A 16597-nucleotide genomic window follows, 5' to 3' on the forward strand; every position below is an offset into this window, starting at 1 on the left:
CCTATACCTATGCCCGGGTGCCGCTCGGTTTCCAGATCGCCGAGCTTCTCGACCTACAGCGAAACCCGTACGACAAGATCGGTCATTTCTTTCAGGGCTTTGTCCCGGCGCTGGTCGCCCGCGAGATCCTCATCCGCGGCAAGCATGTCCGTGGGCCGAAGATGCTGGCATTCGTCGTGACCTGCATCGTTCTGGCAGTCAGCGCCAGCTACGAGCTCGTCGAATGGGGTGTGGCGCTGGCCATCGGCCAGGGCGCAGACGAGTTCCTGGGCACGCAGGGCGACGTGTGGGACACGCAGTCCGACATGCTCTGCGCCCTGCTCGGTGCGATCACGGCATTGTTGCTGCTGTCGCGCTTCCATGATCGCCAGATCGAGCGCCTGCAGCTCGGTCGCAGTCCGGCCTAGGCGAGGGCGTCAACCGCCTCCTCGGCAGCTCATGTCGGGCGGCGCAAGCTCGCGCCAGGCTGCAGCTCTGTCCGAAGCGGCGCCCCTGGTCCCAGCTTCACGCCGCGTTCGCGCAGCTACGCAGGCGATAGCGTGGCAGCAGCAGGGGCAGGAAGAAGCCTGCCGAGCAGAGCAGCAGGCCGTAGAGATTGGTGCCGAGCAGGATGGAATACTTGCCGTCGCCGATCGCCCAACTCGCCGGTATCAGGCTGATCGCCTGCAGGACGCCGAGCAACATCCCGGTCCAGAAAGCGAGGTGGAACGACAGCGGCGAATAGCCGACCAGGCGCGAGAAGAGGAAGATCGGCGCCAGGCCGATGACCATCGTGCCGCTGATCGTCGTCGCCTTGAGAATGTCGGTTCCGGCCAGCATCGGCAGGTTGCCGAGCAAGGCGAATACGATCATGGTCAGTGCGCCGATACGCACCGCGCGCGGCAAGGGCGCGCGGCCGGCGAGCAGCGGCAACTCCTGCGCGACGGACTTCGAAAGCGACGAGAAGGTTGAGTCGAGGGTCGACGCGGCGGACGAGATCATCACCGCGATCATCGCGAAGAAGCCGGCGAAGCCCATTCCGCGGGCGACTTCGGCGGGGATGTTGCTGCCCGCGGTGATGCCTTCGAGACGCGCATGCACGCCGACCAGGCTGAAAGCGAGGATTGCCAGAAAGCCCAGAATGCCGGCAACGATGAACGCGCGGAGCATGCTCTTCTCGCGCGAGATGAAGCCGCGATCGGTGAGCACCGGGTCGTGAAAGGGGTAGGAGAAGGCCTGCAGCAAGGCCACCAGCAACAGATCGACACCGCCGCCGAGGGTGAATGTACCCTCGCCCAGCAGTTGCGCCGGCGTATGCGCCGGCAGCACCAGGCTGACGACGACGGCCAGGAAAAGCAGGAAGACGACCGCCTGAACGACATCGGTGAAGATCGAACTGCGCAGGCCCCCTTTGAGACTGTAGAACAGCACGACGGCGGTGAACAGCAGGGCAGCGCCGATGAAAGCCGCCGACCCCGACGCACCGTAATAGCCGCCGACAACGGCGGTATTGCTCCAGACCTCGTTGAACAGGCGCACGAGAATGGCCACCGAAAACGCGAGGGCAGCGCCGCGTCCGTATTTCCCGATCAGGAAGGGGACCATTCCGGTCGCCCCTTCGCGGGTACGCAAGCGGTAGATGACCAGGCCAGCGACCGGGATCGACAGCCAGTAGGTGGCGTAGGCCAGGCCGCCAACGATGCCGTAGGCGGCACCCAGGTTGGCGGCATTGGTCACCGATTTGGCGAAGATCCAGCTGATGAAGACACTCATCATCAGCGCCCACTCGGAAGGTGGTCGGCCCTGCTCGTCGTGTCCGCGGAAGAAACCGCCTTCATCGCTGGTGCGTGGCGAGATCAGGTACATCACGCCACCGAAGGCCAGCAGGAAGCCCCAGAAAAACAGCCCGTGCAGTTCGTTCATCTCGCTTCTCTCGTCTTGTCGGTATTCATCGGGTGCCGATCTCCGCGGCGACGGCTTCGTCCAGTCTTGCACGGGCAACCCGCTCCGCATGCGGGCGGTCCACACCGGCAGCAGGAAATGGCGTCGCAGCGCCCATCATCACCGGCATCATTTCCCCGCCATCGCTGATCGCCACGGTACGATGGCGGTGCTGGCCACAGTGCTGGCCAATGAAGCGGAGCGCTTGCCACGGAGCGCTGACGGCACGCTGGCCGATTTGCGGGAGGTCGACGTGCGCGAGTGGAGAAAACGTGGCGTGCATCGATGGATTCCCGTATACCTGATGTTTTCTGGAGATGACGCTGATATGGTCGTCAACACCCGGCAATCGCTTACACCTGAACGACAGCGTTTTTTTCGCTCAGCGCCGACGTCGATGAGCCCGGCCCCTGGCCTGCCGATGAAAACCACGCCCCTCTCTGCCGCATGCTGAGGCATGTCACCACACTGCCGTACGCCAGACTGCTCGCCGTGGCGCTGTTTCTCGGCGTCCTGTTTGCGACCTTCGAGCTATCGGGACTGCGCGATCATTTCAGCCTGGCGTACCTGCACGACAGCTTCCTGGAGAACAAGCTCAGCGGGCTGCTGATCTTTGTTCTGCTGTTCTCGCTGGGCAACCTGATTCAGATTCCGGGCTGGATTTTCCTCGCCGCCGCCGTGCTGGCACTCGGCCGGGTCTCGGGCGGGGTGGTCACCTACTTCGCCGCAAGCGTGTCGTGTGCGCTGACCTTCCTGAGCATCCGCCTGGTCGGTGGCGATGCGCTGCGGCAGTTGAAGAGCCGGATCGCGATACGCCTACTGGCACAGCTCGATGCACGCCCGATCCGCAGCATCGTCGTCCTGCGCATGCTTTTCCAGACGGTGCCGGCGCTCAACTATGCGCTGGCGATGTCGGGCGTCGGCTTCCGCCAGTACATGATCGCTACCCTGCTCGGCCTGCCGCTGCCGATCGCCCTCTATTGCCTGTTCTTCGACTTCATCGCCGGGCTGCTACATTTGGCCTAGCTGCCACCAACATCGCCGCGCCGCGCGGGCTCCACCGCGTTCCGCTCCAGGGCGGCGAGCAAGGCCTCGGCAACGCGGGGGGAACAGAGCATCGCCAGGTGGCCGATGCCGCCAATCGCCTGGTTTGCACCGCCCGGCATTTCGAGGCGAAACGGCGGCATCACGAAATTGTCGTGCGGACTATAAATGGCGAGCGCTTCGAGCGCCGGCGCCGGTGCTGCCAGGGCTTGCAGCCAGGCACTGTCCGGCCGCATCTGGCGAGCGTTCTCGCCGAAACCGAGGAGTGCCAACTGACTGCCCCGATGCGGCGTGCCGAGGGTGATCAGCCGGGCCACCCGCGAGTCGCCGTAACGCTGCAGGTAGGCGCGTGCCACCAGCCCGCCCATGCTATGGCCGACCACAATCACCCGTTCGGCAGCGCTCTCGGCGAGCAGCGCGTCGATACGGCGAGCCAGCGGATCGACGTAGTTGTCGATGCTGGTGTAGAGCGGTTCGAGGCTGATGGTGGCCACCGGCCAACCCGCCATTTCCAGGCGCGGACGCAGCCACCACCAGGCCGCACGTGAACAACCGTAACCGTGAATGAGCAGCACCGGCGGGCGCACGCGCGGCTCCTCGCCGCTCGGTGCAGCGCCCTGCCCGACCACCGACGACAGTCGATCTTCGCCCATCCACCAGCGTTCGAACGGAAAGATGACGACAAAATAGAGGACAAAGGCGGCGTACTCGCCAAGTACCATCAGCAGGGCCTTCCCCGGCGACAGAGGTGGCCAGGAAGAACGACAGGCCCAGGAAAAAACGTAGGTGAAGACCATCAGCAGCGCACGAAAGGAGAGCATGGCCAGCAGCGTGATCAGCAATGCGCCGACCAGCGAGGCATCGAAGCAGAAGATCGCCAGCGCGAGGTAGAAGGTGACTTCCAGCGCCAGCGACAGGCGTAGAGCTCGTGACAACATGGCTAGCGGTACTCCCGGTCAGGGAATGGCAGGAACTGGCTTGCCGGTGAGCTCGGCAGCCAGCAGGCTGGCATTGCGGGCGACCAGGCCGTAGATCGAAAGCTGCGGATTGGCGCCCAGGCTGGTCGGGAAAACCGAACCATCATGCACAGACAGATTATCAAGCCAAAAATGCCGTCCGCGGTGATCGACGACGCCACGATGCGGCGCATCGGCCATCCCGCAACCGCCCATCACGTGCGCGCTGACGACCCGGCACAGCAGCGGCTTGAGTGGCAGCTCGGCGATCCCTTTCTTCGCCTCGCCCCAGCTCGCATAGCCCGGCGCCATTTCATGCACCGGGGTGACCCAGCGCGCACCGGCAGCAAACTGGATTTCGGCCATCGCCAGCAGCGCCCGGCGAGCAGCCTCCCAGATCACGTCGCCGAGCGGGTAGTCGAGGACCGGCAGGCCACCGCTGCCCAGACGCACCTGACCACCGCGACTTTCCGGATTGAAGCCATCGCGCAGCAGCGCCAGAATTACGTTGACCCGCGTGAATTCACGCATCAGTCGAGCGTGGGCCTCACCGTAGCCCTGCAGCGTGGTGGCGTAGAGCACCGGATGCAGTGGTGGTGTTTCGAGCTTGAAGCCGAGCGGACCATCGATCGGCGCCTGCTGCAGAAAATGATCCGAGTAGATCGACTGCGGTGCGCCGGCGTAGGCGTCGACCCGATCGTCCATCAGCGCCGACGAAATCACCACCGGGTGCAGGAAAGTGCGTTTGCCGAGTAGGCGGTAGGGGTCGGGAACGCTGCTGCGCATCAGCAGCGCCGGGCTGCCGATGGCGCCGCCGGCAATGACGAAGTGGCGGGCACGAAAGTGCAAGCGCCGACCCGAGGGATGAATACCGTCGGACTGCAAGGCAACGCAGTCGAGGGCAGAAACCCGGTTGCCATCGACCCGCAAACGCTCGGCGCGCAGCCGCGTGTACAGCGTCGCACCACGATCTAGCGCTGCCGGAATGGTGGTCACCAGCATCGACTGTTTGGCGTTGGTCGGGCAGCCCATACCGCAGTAGCCAAGATTCCAGCAGCCCTTGACGTTGCGCTTGATGCTGCCGACCTCGAAGCCCAACTTTTCCGCACCGGCGGCGAGGACCCGGTTGTTGGCGTTCGGCGGAGTGTCCCAGGGGCGCACCCACAGCTTGTGCTCCATTACCGCAAACCAGGAACTCATGGAGGCGGCGCTCAGTTGCCGCAAGCCGAAGCGACTTTGCCAAAAGTCGAAAACCGCCGGCGGGGTGCGGAAGCTGCTGGTCCAGTTAACCGTTGTCGAGCCGCCGACGCAACGCCCCTGCAGGATATTGATCGCCTTGTCGGCGGTCTTGCGCGCCGCCGATTCCTGATACAGCTCCGGGTAGGCGTCGCTCTCGCGCATCTTGAAGTCGCTCGATGAGCGCAACGGCCCCTCTTCGATGAGCACGACGCGCAAACCGGCGCCACTGAGAAGGTCGGCAGTCACCCCGCCACCGGCACCGGTACCGACGATGAGGACGTCGGTTTCGATGGTCTGGCTGCTGGCGAGCGTCGACCCGTCGATGTGCTTCCAGCCCGCGGCGAGCCCGGCCTTGATCGGATCGTCCATCAGAAGTAGCCTCTCGGCGGCCCGGGATAGGCAATCGCCTCCCAGCTATCGGGGCGCCCGTACCAGGCGCCAAAGGTCAGATCGTGCAGCGCGCCATAGGCTCCCTGCAGCAGGCTGAGGCGGCTCACCCGCCATGACTGCAGGAACTCGCCAACATCGGCGACGCTGGCCTCGCGCCATGGCTTGCCGACACCGGCAATGAGCATGCGCCCCGGTGCGATCACCAGCAGCCCGAACAGCTCGCCGATCTCCTTCTGACTGGCAACCGATAGGCCCGCGACAGCCGTCGCCACGCCATCGACGGTCAGCGCCACCAGCTGACGCCGTTGGACGCTTGGCTGTGGCAGCACCCCCTCGAGCATGGCGTTGACCACCGCGCCGAGCATTTCCCTTTCGCCATCGCTCAGACGCCGTTGTCCGGCAGCGTTGAGCCACCCCGAGCAAGATAGCAACAGGCTGCCAGCCAGTCCCGTCTGGATGAATTGCCGCCGCCCGAAGATCATCGCATCAGGAACCTGGTCAAGCGATCGAACAGGGTGCCGTAAGGCGGCTTGAACAGAGCGATGCCGGACCAGCGTGACTGCCGGAAGACCCCTTTTCTTGCCGAGAAGGTCTGGAAGCCGTCGCAACCGTGATAGCAGCCCATGCCGCTCGGGCCGACGCCGCCGAACGGCAGATCGTCCTGGGCAATGTGCAGGATGGTGTCGTTGATCGTCACGCCACCGGAAACCGTTTCGTTGAGCACGCGGTCGATTTGCGTCTGATCGCGGTCGAAGTAGTACAGCGCCAGCGGCCGTGGCCGGCGGTTGACGAAGGCGATCGCCTCGTCGAGATTCCGGTACGGCCGGATCGGCAGCAAGGGGCCAAAAATCTCCTCCTGCATCACCCGCTGGTCGTCACCGACCCCGAGCAGTACCAGCGGCGGCAGCCGCCGCGTTGCCGGGTCGGCGACGGCGCCCGGCGCCAGCTCGACGATCCTGGCGCCGCTCGCCCTGGCTTGCTCGACATGCGCACAGAGGCGAGCGTAGTGGCGTTGATCGATGATCGTCGAGTAATCCGCCGTATGGGCAATGTCGGGATAGCAGGCGGCGACCACGCTGCGGGCGCGATCGATGAAGGCCTCTTCCTGGCCAGCGGGCAGCAGCACGTAATCGGGCGCGATGCAGGTTTGCCCGGCATTCATGCACTTGCCGATGACGATACGCTCGACCGCGTGCGCAAAGTGGCTGGTGGACTCCAGCCCGGGGCCGATGATCGCGGGTGATTTGCCGCCGAGCTCAAGCGTTACCGGCGTCAGGTTGTCGGCCGCGGCGCGCATGACGTGATGGCCGACCGCCGTCGAACCGGTAAACAACAGGTGATCGAAAGGCAGCCTGGAGAACTCCTGCGCCACACTGGCGTCGCCTTCGACCACCGACAACTCGTCGTCGGCGAAGTTTTTGGCCACCAGATCGGCAAACAACAAGGCGGTGTTGGGCGCCATGTCGGACATCTTGACCATCACCCGATTGCCCGCTGCCAGCGCCGCAGCCAGCGGCGCGGCAGCGAGAAAGATCGGGTAGTTCCACGGGACCATGATGCCGACGGCGCCAAGCGGCTGGTAACGCACTTCTGCCCTGCCCGGCTGGAACCACCAGGAAACCGATCGTGCCTGCGGGCGCATCCATCGCCGCAGGTGCCGGCGTGCATGGCGAATCGCCTGATGGCTGGGGAACAGCTCAAGCAGCCGCGTCTCGGCGGCTGAGCGATGACCGAAATCTTCGCGTACCGCAGCGGCAAGCGACTGGGCGTTATCGAGCAGCAGCCGCTCAAGAGCGAGCAAGCGACGGTCGCGCACCACCCAGTCCGGATTCGGGTCACTGCGCGCGGCGTTCTGCAGGCGGGCAAAGCAAGCAGCCAGTGAATCAGAATGAGGCATCGCTTCCTCCTTGGTGGGCTTCTTCCGGAGCAAGTGTATGCTGCGCCTTCATTTCTCGTTAGGCGAAGGCCTCTAAACAGCCTCCGCCCGGCAGTTCATAATCTGTCGCCATGGACGATTCGACCACCTCCGTCGACAAACAGCAGAGCGCCGAGGCGCTGCGCCGCCACCTGCAGACCGCCAAACGCCTGCGCCAACAGGCCAATTTCGACCCGACAGCGGCGCATCATCGGCTGCGCCTGCGCGAATGGCAGGCGGCGCGTCTGGCCCGCAGCCATGCCGACCTGCTGGCCAGCCCACGCTTCGGCCCCGCCGCGCGCTTTTTCATCTCCGACCTCTACGGCCCCAAGGACTTCAGTAGCCGCGACCAGGAAGTGGAGCGCATTCTGCCCCTGCTGAACAAAATGCTGCCCGCGTCGGCGCTACGCACGGTCGCCTTGGCCGTCGAACTCGATGCCCTGACCGAGCAACTCGATTCGGCGCTGGTCGCCGAGCTCTGCCGTGACGGGTCCATCGAACAGATAGCCGAAACCAACTATGCCGAGGCCTACCGGGCGGTCGGTTTCCAGGCCGAACGCCAGCGCCAGATCATGCTGATCAACGAGACCGGACAGGCCCTCGACAAGCTGGCCAGCAAACCATTGCTGAACGGCCTCCTCAGGCTGATGCATCGCCCTGCCCACCTGGCCGGACTGGGCGACCTGCACGAGTTCCTGGAACGCGGCTTCACCGCCTTTCGAAGTATGGGTTCGGCGACCGAATTCCTTGCCACCATCGACAGCCGCGAGCAGAAGCTGTTGACGCGGCTGTTTGCCGGTGTCACGGATCCTTTCCAGCTCTAGGGCACGACCCCGAACCGGCGTTGCCTGGCGATAAAGACGTTCAATAATGTTTATTTATATTCATATAGTTAAAAGCTTTTCTTCATCCATTGTAGGAGATAAAAACGCCACTTCTTACACGTTGTCACAGAGTGAAACAGAGCCCATACATACCTTGAGCGCTTTCCTCGATAGCATTCGTCCTGTCGCTGCGGCGTTCCTCCTCCCCCTCCCCTCGTGGGAACGTCGCGGCGACAGTAGTACCGGCCCGCCCAGCCCCCCCTTGGCGGGCTTTTTTTCGCCTGGCGATCTGCGCGGGAGCCCCTTCGTCAGCCGTAACCCGTGCCAACCTCGCCCACCTTGGCCCCAAGGGAGCCGACAGCTTACAATGTGCAGCGAGCTCGCTTTTTCCGGAACGCGACCAGAAGGACTCCCATGAAAATCGATGACGAACAGTTCGGCTCACACCAAGCGCGCCTGCACGCGCCCGCTGCGGGTGTGTTCAGCAAATTGCTGACCATTGCCGCGGGCGTGGTGGTGCTGGTCATCGCCTTCATGTTCTCACTGCTGGCACTCGGCGTGGTGCTGGTCGTCGGCGTGCTGATCTTCGCCTACCTCAAGTGGAAAACGCGCAACCTGCCGCGAGACCTTCGCGACCTGCACCAGCGGATGCAGGAGCAGGCGGCCCGGCAAGGCCATGCAGCGCCGGCAGCGGGAGGGCGCGTGATCGAGGGCGAAGTGATCAGCGACGCGGAATACCAGGCGAGCACGGCGCCGGACGAGCCCGGCCAGCGATCCGGCAACGACCCACGTAACGCCGCTGGTCACCCGCCAGCCCGGGGTGATTCCTGAACTTTCATCGCGGCGAAATCAGCTGCCGTCTCGGCCTGCCGCGGCACCGTGGCAAGCCTCCTTCACGCCCTCATTAATGAGCCGCCAGCCATGAAACTCACCAACCTCGCCTTTTCCCTGGCGCTGTTAAGCAGCGCCGTCACCGCCCAGGAAGTGGTGCCAAACGAACGCTTCGCGTCGTGCATGAAAACGCTGCGCTCGGTCGCCTCGTCGAAAAAAGGAATCTCGACAGCATCCTTCGATCGCCTGACCAGCGGCTTGGTACCGGATATGAGCGTGCTCGAGTTCCTCGACTATCAACCAGAGTTCCGCTCACCGATCTGGGACTACCTGGCCGGACTGGTCGACGACGAGCGGGTGGCCGACGGCATCGAGATGCGCGCCAAATGGGCCGACACGCTGGCCACGGCCAGCGAGCGCTATCAGGTCGACCCGGCGACGATCATTGCCGTCTGGGGTGTCGAGAGCAACTATGGACGCAACTTCGGCAAGCGACCGCTGCTCACTTCACTCGGCACCCTGTCCTGCTTCGGCCGCCGGCAGTCCTATTTCAGCGGCGAGTTCCTGAGCGCGCTGAAGATTCTCGACTCTGGCGACATCGAACCGGACCAATTGGTCGGCTCGTGGGCAGGCGCCTTTGGCCATACCCAATTCATGCCGTCGACCTTCCTGCAACTGGCGGTCGATGGCAATGGCGATGGCAAGCGCGACCTGATGGGCAGTGTCCCCGACGCGCTCGCCTCGACCGCCAACTTCCTGCACAAGGGCGGTTGGCGCGACGGACAGCCCTGGGGTTACGAAGTCGTCCTGCCGGCCGGCTTCGACAGCAGCGTTTCCGGCCGCCGCGACAAGCGCCCGCTATCGTACTGGACGACGCGCGGCGTGCGCCGGGCTGACGGCCAGCCGATCGACACTGCCGACACCGCTGCCGGACTGCTTCTGCCGGCCGGTCCGCAGGGCCCGGCTTTCCTGGTATTCCGCAACTTCGACGTAATCTACGGCTACAACGCCGCCGAAAGCTATGCCCTGGCGATCGCCCACCTCGCCGATCGACTGAAGGGAGGCAAGCCCTTCGCCACGCCGTGGCCGACCGACGACCCGGGCCTGTCGCGACTTGAGCGCCGCGAGTTGCAGACCCTATTGGTCGCCAGGGAGCACGATATCGGCGAAGTCGACGGGATGATCGGCGCCAAGTCGCGCGAGGCGATCAAGGTCGAACAGCAGCGCCTCGGCATGACCGCCGACGGCCGCCCCGGGCAGAAACTGCTGACCCGCTTGCGCGCCGACTCGGCCGCCAGGTAGCGCTCAGCGCATCCGGGCGCCGGCTGCTGACAGATGCTGCACGTTGCCGACCTCGCCAAACGCTACACCAGGGCCAGCCGACCGTTGTTCAGCGCCCTGGGCTTTACCGTCGCTGCTGGAGAGATCGTCGCCCTGGTCGGCGAGTCGGGGGTCGGCAAGAGCACCCTGCTCAACTGCATTGCCGGGCTCGAAACCGCTGACAGCGGCTCGATAGCCATCGGCCCCGAGGCGAGCGACATCGTCCGCCTCGACGAAACGGCTCGTGCAGCGCTGCGGGCACACAGCATCGGCTTCGTCTTTCAGGCCTTTCATGTCTTGCCGACATTGACCGTGGCTCAGAACATCGGTGTGCCGTTGTTGCTCTGCGGGGTGCCCGCAGGAGAACACGCGGCACGCACGCAGGCGCTGCTCGAGCGAGTCGGCCTGGCGGACTTCGGACCCCGCTGGCCGGCTTCGCTTTCCGGCGGCGAACTGCAGCGGGTAGCGATCGCCCGCGCGCTGGTGCACCGCCCGGCACTGGTTCTCGCCGACGAGCCAACCGGCAATCTCGACCCACGCACCGCCGATGAAATCCTGTCGCTGCTGCTCGAAAGGGTCCGTGAGCAGCACACCAGCGCGCTGGTCGTCACCCATTCACAGCACGTCGCGCAGTGCTGTGACCGCATTCTGACGCTGACCCCGGACGGACTGGGATGAGCAGCCTGGCAACGCTCGCCTGGTGGCTGATCCATGCCCAGTTCAGGGCGCGCCGCGCCGCCACCCTGCTGTCGATGCTGGCGATCGCCCTCGGCGTCTCGCTCGGCTATGCGATCCATCTGATCAACGCCGCCGCGCTGGCCGATTTCTCGCGGGCGATGCAAACGGTCCAGGGCGATCCCGACGCGGTGATCGCGGCGCGCGACAGCGCCGGCAGCGTGCCGCTGGCGACCCTCAACGAGCTCGCGCGTGACCCGGCCGTGCTGCTCGTCGCCGCGGTGATCGAAACCCGGGTGCGCATCGACCATGCCCGCACGCCGGTCAATCTGATCGGGCTCGACGTGTTCAGCGCCGCGGCGGTCATGCCCGACTTGTTGCCGCGGCACGACGAGCGGGCGACGGTGAAGAATATCTTCGCCGGCGGCGTCTACGCCTCGTCGGCGCTGCTCACCAAATTCGGGCTACAAGCCGGCTCGCCCCTGACCCTGGTACACGGCGACCGTCAGTGGCGGACGACGATTGCCGGCGACCTGCCGGCAGCGCGCCCGGACGATCTGCTGCTGGTCGCCGACATCGCCTGGGTGCAGGAACACTTCGGCCCGGCCGACGCGGTCAGCGAAGGCCGCGTACGCCTGGCGCCGGATACCGACCTGGCGAGCTGGCGCAACGCTCTGGCGCAGCGACTGCCGGCGGGGCTGCAGATCCGCGCCAGCGACGACGACAGCGCGCGCGTCTCCAACCTCTCGCGCGCCTACCGCGTCAACCTCAATGTCCTGGCACTGGTCGCCCTGCTCACCGGCGCCTTCCTGGTCTTCGCCACGCAACTGACCGCCGTCGCCCAGCGCTCGACGCAGTTCGCCCTGCTCGGCGTCCTCGGCCTGTCGCCACGCATGCGCCTGCTGCAGGTCTTGCTCGAGGGCCTGGCGATCGGCGTGCCGGGCTCGCTGCTTGGGGTCGCCCTCGGCTACGCGCTGGCCGTCGCCTTCACCCGGCTGCTCGGCGGCGACCTCGGCGGTGGCTACTTCGCGAGCAGCGCGCCGCTGATCGTTCCCGCCCTACTGCCGACGCTGCTCTTTCTGGTGCTCGGCTGCCTCGCCAGCCTCGCCGGTGCGATCTACCCGGCGTACCTGAACCGCACACAACCGCTGGCGCAGGCACTGAAAACCGGTTTTGCGCAACGCCCGGTTGACCAAAGTGCGGCGCGCACCCGGTTGCCGCTGTTGCCGGTACTGCTGGTTCTGGTGGCGATCGGGCTGACTCAACTGCCACCGGTGCTCGAGCTGCCGCTGGCCGGCTATGCGGCGATAGCGGTCGTGCTGGTGATCGGTATCGCCAGCGCACCGCTATTGACGCAACGGCTTTTCGGCTGGCTCAGTGCGCGTCCGCTGCCGGCGCCGCAACGCATCGCGCTGCAGAACGTCGCCCAGGCGCCGTTGATGGCACAGGTGGCCGCCAGCGGGCTGATCGTCAGCTTCGCGCTGACCGCCAGCATGGTGATCATGGTCTCCAGCTTTCGCGTCGCCGTGGATCACTGGCTCGATCACGTGCTGCCGGCGCCGCTCTACCTGCGCAGCAAGGCGACGCCGCTAGCGCAAGACTTGCTCGACGCGCTGGTGCAACCCGACGCCCCGTTCGCCAGAGTCGAGCGGATGGCCAATGCCTCACTGACCATCGACCCGCAGCGGCCCAAGGTGGCGCTGCTGGTACGCGAATTCGACTCCGCCAGCGTCGCGGCACGCTTGCCTTTCACCGGGCCGCTGCTCGCGCCACCCGTCGGCGTGCCTCCGGTCTGGATCAGCGAACCGATGGCTGAAATCTACCGTCTGGCGCCGGGCCAGACGCTGCGCCTGCCCTTGCTCGGCCGCCAGGTGACGGTCTTCGTCGGCGGCGTCTGGCGCGACTACGGCCGGCAGTTCGGCGCCGTGGCCATCAGCCGCGACGATTACCTGCAACTCGGGGGTGACTTCCAGCCGACCGATCTGGCCCTGTGGCCGCTCGCTGGCCAGGAGGCGGTCGCGGCTAGCTGGCTGGCCCCATGGGCCGACCAGTACGGCCTTGAACTGGCCGACAGCGCCGAGATTCGGCAGTTGAGCCTGTCGATCTTCGACAAGAGCTTCGCCGTCACCTACGCGCTCGAAGCGGCAGCGATGCTGATTGGCCTGTTCGGCCTGGCGGTGACGCTGGCGGCCAGCGTCTGGCTGCGCGCACGCGAGTTGGCGACGCTCGGCGCCCTGGGCTTCGACCGCCGCATGCTGAGCCGCGCGGTGATGCTCGAAGGCGCATTGATCGCCAGCGTCGGTCTGCTGATCGGCCTTGCCTGCGGCGTCGCCATCGGCGCCATCCTCACCCACGTCGTCAATCCCCAGGCTTTTCACTGGCGCATGGCGCTGGACATCCCCTGGCCGACCGTCCTTGCCGGCGCCGCGATCACTTTTGTGGCAGCGGTGCTCGCCAGCCGCTACGCCGCACGCCAGGCGACCCGCCTGCCGGTGGCGCAGGTTCTGGCCAGCGCCCAATAGCGCACACCAGCCATGCGCCGCCGCACTTTCCTGTCCACCCCCCTGCTGCTGCCGACACTGGCGCTGGCGGCGCCGGCCAGCACGGCGGTTTCCTACGCGCCGGTCACGCCGGGCGTCAAGCTGGCTTTTCCTCGCGATCATGGCGCGCACCCGGACTTTCGCACCGAGTGGTGGTACGTCACCGGCGCACTGGATTCACCGCAGGCCGACATCGGCTTTCAACTGACTTTTTTCCGCAGCAGGCCGGGCCACGCCGAGGAACTGCGCTCGCCACTCGCCGCGCGCCAAATTCTCTTCGCTCACGCCGCGCTGACCGTCCCCGGCGACCGTCTGCGACACGCCGAACGCGCTGCGCGTGCCAATCTCGGCGCGGGCTATTCCGAACTCGATTGCGACGTCCATATCGGCGCCTGGCGCCTGTTCCGCAGCGACCTGAGTACCGGCGAAGCACTCAGGCTGCAAATGCAGAGTCCGCAGTTCTCGTACGACTTCACCCTGACACCGTCGCAGCCGCTGCTGTTGCAGGGCGACGGCGGCTTTTCACGCAAGGGACATGGGCCGGAACTGGCCAGTTATTACGTCAGCTGGCCGCAGTTGCTGGTCGAGGGATCGCTGGTACTCGACGGCAAGCGACAGGCGGCCAGCGGCCGCGCCTGGTTCGATCACGAGTGGTCAACGGCGATTCTCGGTGGCGCTGCCGTCGGCTGGGACTGGGTCGGCATCAACCTCGCTGACGGTGGCGCGCTGATGGCTTTCCGCATGCGCGACGCGCAGGGCGCAACGCTTTTTGCGCACGCCGCCTGGCGCGATGCCGGCGGCAACTTGCGCCAGTTCGGTGCTGCCGAAGTCAGCTTCACGCCTCTGCGCCACTGGTCGTCGCCGCGCAGCGGCGCCAGCTACCCGGTGCAGATGGAGATCCGCTTCGGTGAACACACCCTGAAAACACTGCCGATCCTCGACGACCAGGAGCTATCGACCAGCCGGCCGGCACCGGTGGTCTATTGGGAAGGCCTGGTTCGTGTCGAGGGCAGCCTCAGCGGCCGCGGCTACCTGGAAATGACCGGCTACGCCGGCCGGCTGCCGTTGTAGCAAGCACGCAGCGAAGCGGCCCGCGACACCCGCCGGCTACGCTCGCTACCGGCTACTTGTTCGCCGCAGGGCAAGGCATCGCCAATGCGATCGCTTGATGGTCGCGCCGCCAGATCACTCCGTCCGAATGCACAGCGAGCCACCAGTTTTGTCTGGCGGGATGCGGCCTCTTGCTGGCAAACGCAACGGGTGTCAGAACGGCAAGGCACCAGCTCGGCCGAGGATCGCGCACGGAGCCATAAACGATGGCACCCACACCGGCATCCCTGGCTACACGAGCAAACGACTGCGTCGTAGTGTAGTCGTCGGGGTGCGTCCACGACGCGGCATCTCTGCTGAAGGGCTGCTCGCGGAGATCAACGGCTGGCGTGTGCACCTCCGCGCGGAAGGCTGTGTGCGCGACGGGTCCGATCCGGTCGAGGCCTTCGGCATCCTGAAGAAACCGCCAGCGCCAGTATCCCAGTTCGGCGCAAGCGGTCCGGACCGTTGCCGCAGCGTAGAAAACGCCCGAGTCGAAGACGGATCGGAAGCGAGAGCCCCGGCCGGCAGGAGGATATCGCAACGGCGTTGCAAGCAGGTAATCGAGCCCGCTCGTAGCGTCAGGCAATGCCGGCTTGCCAGCTTCGAGCAGTGACTCCAGGACTTCCTGCTCGGCGGCGCTGTCGACGATCTTCATCGTGGAAGCCACGTGCTGGGCTTCGACGATGCGCCAGATCGAACCGCGCCAGTCCCGGGCCTCAGACGAGACCGCGAGAGGCGTCCAGGTAGTGGACGACACGAACGAGTCCTTCGGTGGTGCTGATGAGATCAACGGGACGACCATTGAGTGCCCGGTTGTTGCTGGCGAGCCATTTACGAGCGCTCCCCTCCTCACCGACGATGGAGTCCAGCGATCGGAAGGCGCGGACGAACAACAGGGCCAACTCCCATTCCTTGCGCTTTTGGTCCAGTTGATACGCGCCGGCGTACAGTCGGGTGACCGTTGCCGCACTGACACCCAGCACCTTGGCAAGTATCGACCGCTGGATATCCAGGTGATCAGCCGCACGAGTCACCGCCTTGGTGAGCACTGCGGCGGGCTGTGCGGTGCTTGCTGCTTGAACGCTTGTTCCTGGCATCTCGATCTCCTTTCTACAGAAAGTATAGACCATAGCGTTTTCTGTAGGAAGCCAATCAACGTCGCCATCGACCCGCCCCCTTGGCGGGTTTTTGCTTTCAGCGCCGCTCACGGCCCGTGACCTCATCCGCCCGGGCCGTTTCCATTTCTCAGTGGTAAAACTTGGCTCCATCCGACTTGACGCTGGAACAGTGGCCGCTCGATCGACTGATCGACTATGCCCGGAATCCGCGCAAGAACGACCACGCGGTCGAGCTGTACGATAATTTTGTCGTTGTGGTGGCGATGAGTCTGAAGCTCGATCGTTCCCTGGAGGCCAACTTTGTCGCCTGCTACCAGGCGGACAACAGCATTGGCAAGATCAGGACATCGCCGGTATGGTCTCGTGCGACGTGCCTTCGTCTGCTAGGCGGGACGCCTTGATAGCGGCCCGGAAAAAACAAAGGCCGCTGATTCGCTACGCGGGTTCAGCGGCCGAGACCTCGATTGGTTCAAAGCCGATAGGCAGTGAACTCAATTCGTGACTCCACCCTTGGCACAGCCCCTGCCAAGGCAGGTGGTAACGATGTCATCTGGCCAGGCCCCCATGGCCCCACAGAATCGCGGAATGATCTGCAGCTTGCCACTCTTACCTCCAGCAGTACTCACACGCTCGGATAGCGAGTTTGTTTCCAGGGAACTACGCATCACCAATTTTAAAAGCCTAAGCCGGCGAAGCCGGAACCAAACAGGTTGAAGTTGTGGTCATAGCGGGA

Annotated in this window: 17 protein-coding genes; 9 read left to right on the forward strand and 8 right to left on the reverse strand. The window is 65.2% G+C overall.

Annotation, left to right across the window (positions count from 1 at the left end; all coding sequences use genetic code 11):
• Window positions 1–407 (forward strand): DUF2238 domain-containing protein (locus tag RUW20_RS03980; RefSeq protein WP_313950900.1); only part of this gene is annotated, 407 nt, incomplete at its 5' end.
• Window positions 408–504: 97 nt separating this feature from the next.
• Here the strand turns inward: RUW20_RS03980 and RUW20_RS03985 are convergent.
• Entirely contained in the window at window positions 505–1902 is a 1398-nt protein-coding gene (locus RUW20_RS03985; protein ID WP_313950901.1) for a sodium:solute symporter family transporter, read from the reverse strand.
• Between the two features lie 25 nt (window positions 1903–1927).
• Window positions 1928–2203 carry a hypothetical protein gene (locus RUW20_RS03990; RefSeq protein ID WP_313950902.1) on the reverse strand — a complete coding sequence of 92 codons (276 nt, stop codon included), beginning with the start codon at window positions 2201–2203 and terminating at the stop codon, window positions 1928–1930.
• Window positions 2204–2367: 164 nt separating this feature from the next.
• Here RUW20_RS03990 and RUW20_RS03995 point away from each other — a divergent pair, with 164 nt between their 5' ends.
• Window positions 2368–2946, forward strand: a complete 579-nt coding sequence (locus RUW20_RS03995; RefSeq protein WP_313950903.1) for a VTT domain-containing protein — start codon at window positions 2368–2370, stop codon at window positions 2944–2946.
• Here the strand turns inward: RUW20_RS03995 and RUW20_RS04000 are convergent.
• The 4 genes from RUW20_RS04000 to RUW20_RS04015 are packed head-to-tail and all read right to left on the reverse strand — an operon-like array spanning window position 2943 to window position 7446.
• Complete coding sequence (locus RUW20_RS04000) at window positions 2943–3902, reverse strand: esterase/lipase family protein (protein ID WP_313950904.1); 960 nt, start codon at window positions 3900–3902, stop codon at window positions 2943–2945. The two genes, RUW20_RS03995 and RUW20_RS04000, sit on opposite strands and share 4 nt — an antisense overlap.
• 18 nt (window positions 3903–3920) lie before the next feature.
• Window positions 3921–5528: a GMC family oxidoreductase gene (locus tag RUW20_RS04005; RefSeq protein ID WP_313950905.1), complete on the reverse strand. Its 1608-nt coding sequence runs from the start codon at window positions 5526–5528 to the stop codon at window positions 3921–3923.
• Window positions 5528–6031 (reverse strand): hypothetical protein, encoded by a 504-nt coding sequence (locus RUW20_RS04010; RefSeq protein WP_313950906.1) that lies wholly within the window; start codon window positions 6029–6031, stop codon window positions 5528–5530. The genes RUW20_RS04005 and RUW20_RS04010 overlap by 1 nt, the downstream gene beginning before the upstream one ends.
• Window positions 6028–7446 carry a coniferyl aldehyde dehydrogenase gene (locus tag RUW20_RS04015; RefSeq protein ID WP_313950907.1) on the reverse strand — a complete coding sequence of 473 codons (1419 nt, stop codon included), beginning with the start codon at window positions 7444–7446 and terminating at the stop codon, window positions 6028–6030. Before RUW20_RS04015 ends, RUW20_RS04010 begins: the two co-directional genes overlap by 4 nt.
• A 110-nt stretch (window positions 7447–7556) precedes the next feature.
• Between RUW20_RS04015 and RUW20_RS04020 the strand changes: the two genes are divergently transcribed.
• The 6 genes from RUW20_RS04020 (at window position 7557) to RUW20_RS04045 (ending at window position 14725) form a co-directional block, all read left to right on the forward strand.
• Window positions 7557–8288, forward strand: coding sequence for an FFLEELY motif protein (locus RUW20_RS04020; RefSeq protein WP_313950908.1), 732 nt, complete (start codon window positions 7557–7559; stop codon window positions 8286–8288).
• 414 nt (window positions 8289–8702) lie between these two features.
• Window positions 8703–9119: a hypothetical protein gene (locus tag RUW20_RS04025; RefSeq protein ID WP_313950909.1), complete on the forward strand. Its 417-nt coding sequence runs from the start codon at window positions 8703–8705 to the stop codon at window positions 9117–9119.
• A 90-nt stretch (window positions 9120–9209) separates the two neighbouring features.
• On the forward strand, window positions 9210–10421 hold the full coding sequence (locus RUW20_RS04030) for a lytic murein transglycosylase (RefSeq protein WP_313950910.1): 1212 nt from the start codon (window positions 9210–9212) through the stop codon (window positions 10419–10421).
• Window positions 10422–10454: 33 nt separating this feature from the next.
• Window positions 10455–11117: an ABC transporter ATP-binding protein gene (locus RUW20_RS04035; protein ID WP_313950911.1), complete on the forward strand. Its 663-nt coding sequence runs from the start codon at window positions 10455–10457 to the stop codon at window positions 11115–11117.
• On the forward strand, window positions 11114–13636 hold the full coding sequence (locus RUW20_RS04040) for an FtsX-like permease family protein (protein WP_313950912.1): 2523 nt from the start codon (window positions 11114–11116) through the stop codon (window positions 13634–13636). The genes RUW20_RS04035 and RUW20_RS04040 overlap by 4 nt, the downstream gene beginning before the upstream one ends.
• A gap of 12 nt (window positions 13637–13648) precedes the next feature.
• Complete coding sequence (locus RUW20_RS04045) at window positions 13649–14725, forward strand: lipocalin-like domain-containing protein (RefSeq protein ID WP_313950913.1); 1077 nt, start codon at window positions 13649–13651, stop codon at window positions 14723–14725.
• Between the two features lie 52 nt (window positions 14726–14777).
• Here RUW20_RS04045 and RUW20_RS04050 read toward each other — a convergent pair whose 3' ends face one another.
• Window positions 14778–15401 carry an RES family NAD+ phosphorylase gene (locus RUW20_RS04050; protein WP_313950914.1) on the reverse strand — a complete coding sequence of 208 codons (624 nt, stop codon included), beginning with the start codon at window positions 15399–15401 and terminating at the stop codon, window positions 14778–14780.
• Between the two features lie 61 nt (window positions 15402–15462).
• Window positions 15463–15843, reverse strand: a complete 381-nt coding sequence (locus RUW20_RS04055) for an antitoxin Xre/MbcA/ParS toxin-binding domain-containing protein (RefSeq protein ID WP_313950915.1) — start codon at window positions 15841–15843, stop codon at window positions 15463–15465.
• 161 nt (window positions 15844–16004) lie between these two features.
• On the opposite strand from RUW20_RS04055, the gene RUW20_RS04060 reads away from it, so the two are divergent.
• A complete protein-coding gene (locus tag RUW20_RS04060) occupies window positions 16005–16265 on the forward strand; it encodes a hypothetical protein (protein ID WP_313950916.1) in 261 nt (86 codons plus the stop codon).
• The last annotated feature ends 332 nt before the right edge of the window (window positions 16266–16597 follow it).

The sequence above is a fragment of the Accumulibacter sp. genome (genome assembly GCF_032229525.1).
GTDB lineage: Bacteria > Pseudomonadota > Gammaproteobacteria > Burkholderiales > Rhodocyclaceae > Accumulibacter.

Coding starts and splice junctions, on each gene's coding strand:
- RUW20_RS03985 (WP_313950901.1), bottom strand. CDS start 1,902: ATGAACGAACTGCACGGGCTGTTTTTCTGGGGCTTCCTGCTGGCCTTC.
- RUW20_RS03990 (WP_313950902.1), bottom strand. CDS start 2,203: ATGCACGCCACGTTTTCTCCACTCGCGCACGTCGACCTCCCGCAAATC.
- RUW20_RS03995 (WP_313950903.1), top strand. CDS start 2,368: ATGCTGAGGCATGTCACCACACTGCCGTACGCCAGACTGCTCGCCGTG.
- RUW20_RS04000 (WP_313950904.1), bottom strand. CDS start 3,902: ATGTTGTCACGAGCTCTACGCCTGTCGCTGGCGCTGGAAGTCACCTTC.
- RUW20_RS04005 (WP_313950905.1), bottom strand. CDS start 5,528: ATGGACGATCCGATCAAGGCCGGGCTCGCCGCGGGCTGGAAGCACATC.
- RUW20_RS04010 (WP_313950906.1), bottom strand. CDS start 6,031: ATGATCTTCGGGCGGCGGCAATTCATCCAGACGGGACTGGCTGGCAGC.
- RUW20_RS04015 (WP_313950907.1), bottom strand. CDS start 7,446: ATGCCTCATTCTGATTCACTGGCTGCTTGCTTTGCCCGCCTGCAGAAC.
- RUW20_RS04020 (WP_313950908.1), top strand. CDS start 7,557: ATGGACGATTCGACCACCTCCGTCGACAAACAGCAGAGCGCCGAGGCG.
- RUW20_RS04025 (WP_313950909.1), top strand. CDS start 8,703: ATGAAAATCGATGACGAACAGTTCGGCTCACACCAAGCGCGCCTGCAC.
- RUW20_RS04030 (WP_313950910.1), top strand. CDS start 9,210: ATGAAACTCACCAACCTCGCCTTTTCCCTGGCGCTGTTAAGCAGCGCC.
- RUW20_RS04035 (WP_313950911.1), top strand. CDS start 10,455: ATGCTGCACGTTGCCGACCTCGCCAAACGCTACACCAGGGCCAGCCGA.
- RUW20_RS04040 (WP_313950912.1), top strand. CDS start 11,114: ATGAGCAGCCTGGCAACGCTCGCCTGGTGGCTGATCCATGCCCAGTTC.
- RUW20_RS04045 (WP_313950913.1), top strand. CDS start 13,649: ATGCGCCGCCGCACTTTCCTGTCCACCCCCCTGCTGCTGCCGACACTG.
- RUW20_RS04050 (WP_313950914.1), bottom strand. CDS start 15,401: ATGAAGATCGTCGACAGCGCCGCCGAGCAGGAAGTCCTGGAGTCACTG.
- RUW20_RS04055 (WP_313950915.1), bottom strand. CDS start 15,843: ATGCCAGGAACAAGCGTTCAAGCAGCAAGCACCGCACAGCCCGCCGCA.